At 60.2% G+C, this 5,320-nt stretch carries 5 protein-coding genes; all 5 read left to right on the plus strand.

All coding sequences use genetic code 11. From position 1 onward, the window contains the following. The first annotated feature begins 245 nt into the window (after nt 1-245). From VN623_RS06585 to VN623_RS06605, 5 genes are read left to right on the plus strand one after another with little or no spacing between them, the layout of a single operon-like run. Nucleotides 246-839, plus strand: coding sequence for a hypothetical protein (locus tag VN623_RS06585; protein ID WP_325569343.1), 594 nt, complete (start codon nt 246-248; stop codon nt 837-839). After that, on the plus strand, nt 836-2,392 hold the full coding sequence (locus VN623_RS06590; protein WP_325569345.1) for a DEAD/DEAH box helicase: 1,557 nt from the start codon (nt 836-838) through the stop codon (nt 2,390-2,392). The genes VN623_RS06585 and VN623_RS06590 overlap by 4 nt, the downstream gene beginning before the upstream one ends. Then, entirely contained in the window at nt 2,382-3,365 is a 984-nt protein-coding gene (locus VN623_RS06595; protein ID WP_325569347.1) for a DUF7146 domain-containing protein, read from the plus strand. Before VN623_RS06590 ends, VN623_RS06595 begins: the two co-directional genes overlap by 11 nt. After that, nucleotides 3,362-4,225 (plus strand): DNA cytosine methyltransferase, encoded by an 864-nt coding sequence (locus VN623_RS06600; RefSeq protein ID WP_325569349.1) that lies wholly within the window; start codon nt 3,362-3,364, stop codon nt 4,223-4,225. The genes VN623_RS06595 and VN623_RS06600 overlap by 4 nt, the downstream gene beginning before the upstream one ends. Next, the gene (locus VN623_RS06605; protein ID WP_325569351.1) at nt 4,222-4,821 is read left to right on the plus strand and encodes a hypothetical protein; all 600 of its coding nucleotides are present in this window, start codon (nt 4,222-4,224) and stop codon (nt 4,819-4,821) included. Before VN623_RS06600 ends, VN623_RS06605 begins: the two co-directional genes overlap by 4 nt. The last annotated feature ends 499 nt before the right edge of the window (nt 4,822-5,320 follow it).

A 5,320-nucleotide genomic window follows, 5' to 3' on the forward strand; every position in this document is an offset into this window, starting at 1 on the left:
TGTGCGAGCGGCAATGATGTTTGCGTTCGCCACGTTGCTTGACGACGTGGGCGCGAAGGCCAGCCGACCCGGCGCGCATCACCAAGACATAGCACGAGCGGATTTGATCGTGCCGCATTTGCGGGCTGGGTTTTGCCCAAGAGCGCCGGTTGTGGTGAAGAGGGGCGCGGCATGAATTTTTGTCCTAAGTGCGCGGGCGATAGCGCCGTCAAATATTCTCGCCCTCGCATGGGCTCGGGCGTCAAATGAGCCGTATCCGCTCAATTCATCCGGGCCTCACAACCGACGAAGCCTACATGGCTATGAGCATGACGTGCAAGGCCGCATGGCCTCTGCTTTGGATGCAGTGCGATGACGCTGGCGTATTCGAATGGAAGCCGTTGAAACTCAGGGCGACGCTGTTCCCGGCCAACGCGGTAGACATGAACGAAGTCCTTGCCGAGTTCGTTTCGCTTGGTTGTGTGATGGCGTTCGAAGTGTCGGGCGCGCGGTACGGCGGGGTTAGAAACTTTTGCCGCTTTCAACGCCCAAAACTTCCGAAGCTATCATATCCACAGACCGATGAGCTTCGGAAGTTCGTGGCGTTCAAATCGCCACCAGGGAGTAAGTTTGCGCCCGTCAAGTCCGGGAGCTTCGGAAGCTGTGGTGAGGCTAGGACAGATAATGAAGCCAAACTTCGCCGAATATCGGAAGCTAGCTCGCAGAGGAAGGAGGAAGGAAAGAACTCTAGCCCGGAAGAAGGTATTTCTGAGAGGTCAGTTGGTGGAAGGTTAGAACCTACTCTCCGCGAGGCAAACAACGTTGAGAAAATGTCAATTAACGGCGGGAGGGCGGCATGACCAACCAACTTTTCCCGCTGAGGCCGTTGCAACAGGCTGCGATGGATCAATTAAAGTCATCGCTGCGGGCTGGAAAACGTAGGATTGTGCTCCAAGCGGCAACGGGATTTGGCAAGACGATTTTGGGCGCGCACATGGCGGCCGGGGCGCTCGAAAAGGGCAACCGATGCGCCTTCGTTGTACCGCAATTATCTCTTATAGATCAGACGTTTACGCGGTTCGTTGAGAATGGGATTAGCCCCGGAGACATGGGCGTCATGCAGGCCGATCATCCGTGGCGAAGGCCAGCCGCACCGCTGCAAATTTGCAGCGTCCAAACCGTGGATCGGCGAGGATTTCCCGAGGTAAAGTTCGTCATCGTCGATGAAGCTCATATCAGGTTCAAGGCCATCGACCGATGGGTTGCGACACGGCCGGATGTGTTGTTTTTCGGGCTTTCTGCAACGCCTTGGTCTCGCGGCATGGGCGAAATCTGGGATGATTTGATCGTCCCGACGACGCTGGCCGATCTGATCGCGGCCGGCGATTTGTGCAAATTCCGGGTGTTAGCGGCCGCCAAGCCGGACCTCTCGGGCGTGCGAACCGTCGCCGGCGAGTACCACGAGGGCGAGCTTTCCAGCCTCATGTCCGGGAAAGAAATCGTCGCCGACGTGGTGACGACATGGCTCGAAAAAGCTGAGGGGCGGCCGACGCTGTTGTTCGCCGTGGACAGGGCGCACGCGGCGACGCTGCACGAGCAATTCAACGAGGCTGGCGTACCGTCTGCCTACGTGGACGGCGAAACGCCGCGTGAGGAACGGCTGGATGTTTTGAAGCGCTACGCGGCCGGCGAGTTCAAGATTATTTGCTCGGTGGCGACAATGATTACCGGAATTGACGTGACATGCCGGTGCATCGTGGACGCGGCTCCGACCAAGAGCGAAATCCGTCACGTGCAAAAAATAGGGCGCGGCTTGAGGAATGAGTCCGGCAAGGAAAGCTGCCTGATTCTCGACCACGCAGGAAATTGCCTTCGCCTGGGCTTGCCGACAGAGATTGGCCGCACAACGCTGCGCACCGGCAAGAGCGACGAAGCCGAGGCGCGGGAAGGTAAGCAGAAATCCGAGCCATTGCCGCGTGAGTGTGCCGGTTGCGGGAACGTTATTCCGGCCCGCGTGAGGGTGTGTGACGGCTGCGGGCTAGAAGCCAAACGCCAGTCCGACGTGCGGACTGTGGATGGAGAATTGGTTGAACTGGGGACGCCGGCCGCGCCGAAAGCGAAGGCGACGCCAGCTATCGAGCGGCTGAGAACGCAGGGCAAACAAGCGGTGTTTTCGCAGCTATGGGGCGTGGCGACACGAAGTGGGAAATCCGAGAAATTCGTCTTGGCAAAATACAAGGCCATTTTTGGTGTCTGGCCGCGAGGGCTTTCGCCACTGGCCGCGTCGCCGTCGCCTGAGCTTTCCTCGTGGCTTCACGCCGAGCGCATTAAATGGGCGAAGTCTCAGGACGCCAAAAAGCGGGTGGCCACGGCGACGGCCGAAGACGGAAAGGCGCTCGCCGATGCAGCGTGAGCGCTTCGACTTGAAGGCCGAGACGCAGGGCCGCTGGCGCGGGATACTGTCCGCGCTCGGGCTGAATGGCGTGCAAATATCGGGCAAGCGGACTGAGTGCCCGATATGCCGCAACGGGCCGAAGTCTGATAGCTTCCGTTTCGACGACAAAGAAGGGCGCGGAACGTTTTTTTGCAACCATTGTGGCGCCGGAACAGGCATCGATCTCGTTATGAAAATGCGTGGCGTCGATTTCAAGAGCGCGCTCGAATTGATCCGGCCGCTTGTCGGCGCGGCCGCGATCAACGTTCCTAAAGTTGAACGCGACACGGCACCCGAGGCGAAAGAGGAAATGGCCGCGTTGTGGAAGCGCGCAACGCCGCTGGATGGCCATGACGCGGGATCGCGCTACCTTCGTAGCCGAGGCATAGACATGGCCGTCTGGCCGGCCTCTCTGCGGATCGTGGATGAACTGCCGCTGATTGAAGAAGGAACGACAGTTCGGCGCCTCATGCCGTGTCTGCTGGCAAAGTTTGTCGCGCCGGACAAAAAGCGAGCGGTGTTGCACCGGACGTGGATACCCGAGCCGTGGATGCCGGGCGTCAAGGTCGCGCGCAAAATGTGGCGGGGCGAGATACCGGCCGGCGGCGCTGTGCAGCTCGGGCCGGCGGCTGAAGATATGGGCGTCGCTGAGGGTCTGGAAACAGCAATGTCTGCGTCGCTCATTCACGGCGTTCCGGTTTGGGCCTGCGTCGGGTACGTCGAGTTGGTCAAATTCGTTCCGCCGCCGGAGTGCAAGCACCTCATCATATTCGGCGATAATGACGCGAGCTACACCGGGCAGATGGCGGCGTATTCTTTGGCTCGGCGGCTAGCGCTGGTGCCGCTGGAAAAGCGCATACGCGCCGAGGTCCGCTTGCCGGCCTATTGGGATACCGGCGAGCGCGTCGATTGGAATGATATGCGTCTAGCCGAGCGGGAGAGAGCCGCGTGACTGGCAAGCCGCTCGCCATCGACCTTTGCTGCGGGCTCGGAGGCTGGACATCTGGCCTGCTCGCCGAGGGCTTCGACGTTATCGGGTTTGACATCGAGCAGCATGTCTACGGCGAGCATCGCTATCCGGCGCAACTTGTGATCCAGGACGTGCTCACTCTTCACGGCTCGCAATTCAAGGACGTTTCGTTGATTGTGGCGAGCCCTCCGTGCCAATTTTTTAGTTATACGGCGATGCCCTGGTCCCGAGCGAAGGCGCTCGCGGCAAAGGTCCGGGCCGATCCCGCATTGTTGGCGAAAGAGCTTGCGCTGTTCAACGCCTGTTTCCGTCTTCAGCGCGAGGCGTGCGACGCGGCCGGCCGGTATATCCCGCTGGTCGTCGAGAATGTCCGCGGCGCCATCCCGTGGGTTGGTTGCTCGCGTTGGAACTTCGGGAGTTACTATTTATGGGGAGACGTGCCGGCCCTCATGCCCCCCACGATCCAAGGCGTTAAGGTTCCATCTTTTCGGTTTGATGGCAATGGGGGAAGTTTTCAAACCGCGAGCGTCCGACGCACCAACCCCGGAAACGAAATTAACGGCCTGAAACGTCCGGGAATAAAGCTTTCCGAAATCGGCTTCAACGTCGCCAACGCCCACGAATTCGGTTCGATGGTCGAAGGCGTCAAGATCAAGCGTAGTGAGCGCGATATTCGCGACCATATCGGGACAAAACGCAAATTCGCCAGCGCCATGATCGCGAAAATTCCGGAACCGCTGAGCCGCCATATCGCACGGACGTTTCTCCCTGAGGCGCACCACGCTTTTCATCATACATTCTCGGCTTTGAACCGTCATTTGGGGGAACCGTGCTCACCATGACTGACGAACTACCGCCGGTGACGGTCTGCCCGCCGGGAAAGCGCGCCTATCGCCGACCGCCGCCGGCCGGCGAACGCGTACCGGCAGATCCCGTCAAAGAGCAGCGTCTCAGCGCCCTTGCCGAGGCGCGCGAGCGCGAAAGCATCATGGCTGTGGTGCGCGCCCAGCCGCATCGCCGCGCGCTTGACGATACCGACGATAAGCGCGCTGGCGATCCTCTATGGGATTACTGCCAGAGACAGCGCGTCAAACCCGGCATGTACGCCGCTGGCGTCGAATACGGAGCCGTGGTGAGGCAATACCGCGCCGCGATAGATGCGCCTGCCACCGGGCTTGTGAGCGGGCCTAGCGACGGCGACAGGCTGACCGACGATCAGCGTGCAGCGGCGGTTGCTCTCGCCAAGCGCCGTCGCCAGGACGCGGACGCGGTGCTGGTGACGATAATCCACCGCGCGCCGTCTGTCATGGCGGACCTGTGCTGCGACCTGCGCCCGTGGCGGCCGAATGACGAGGGGCTTATTTACAATGCACTCTACAGATTGGCAGTACATTTTAAGACCATCGACTTCGGGATTAATGCGGAAAAAGTCTATTGACGGCACGAGAGCGTGGTGATAATGAGCATTTTGCATCCCGCCCTTATTGCGCCCGCGAGGGCAAGCGCCGGACGCCGAAAAACTACGCCGACGACAAATAGGCGACAGGCACCCATTATACGATTGCGCATAACGCGACCCCGCGCGTAGTGTGCACGCGGGTGAATCACCCAAAAAAGAAGGCCCCCGAAGGGGCCTCAAGTCAGATTCTGGTCAAACCCCTGTCAGTGACGGGGCCAACGACGGCAATGAGCAGTCACGTGCTCTAACCGCCCCAGTCGCGATGCGACCCGCTCGAAAGCCATCCATCATCGTGAGGCCTGTGTTGCTCACTAACCGCGACCGCATCGTGGACGCTATTCGCGCGGGCGCATGGAGCACCGCTGACATTGCGCGTAAGGTCGGGATGGATTCGCGCGCTGTCGGCGTCGAGCTTTATTGGATGCGAGATCAAGGTCGCGTTGCCTCAGAGCATTCGCGCCGAGCACGCGCGGTTTGC

This window comes from Hyphomicrobium sp. (assembly GCF_035572195.1).
GTDB lineage: Bacteria > Pseudomonadota > Alphaproteobacteria > Rhizobiales > Hyphomicrobiaceae > Hyphomicrobium_B.

Excerpts from the sequence above, each read along its gene's own strand:
- VN623_RS06585 (WP_325569343.1), top strand. The coding sequence starts at position 246 with ATGAGCCGTATCCGCTCAATTCATCCGGGCCTCACAACCGACGAAGCC.
- VN623_RS06590 (WP_325569345.1), top strand. The coding sequence starts at position 836 with ATGACCAACCAACTTTTCCCGCTGAGGCCGTTGCAACAGGCTGCGATG.
- VN623_RS06595 (WP_325569347.1), top strand. The coding sequence starts at position 2,382 with ATGCAGCGTGAGCGCTTCGACTTGAAGGCCGAGACGCAGGGCCGCTGG.
- VN623_RS06605 (WP_325569351.1), top strand. The coding sequence starts at position 4,222 with ATGACTGACGAACTACCGCCGGTGACGGTCTGCCCGCCGGGAAAGCGC.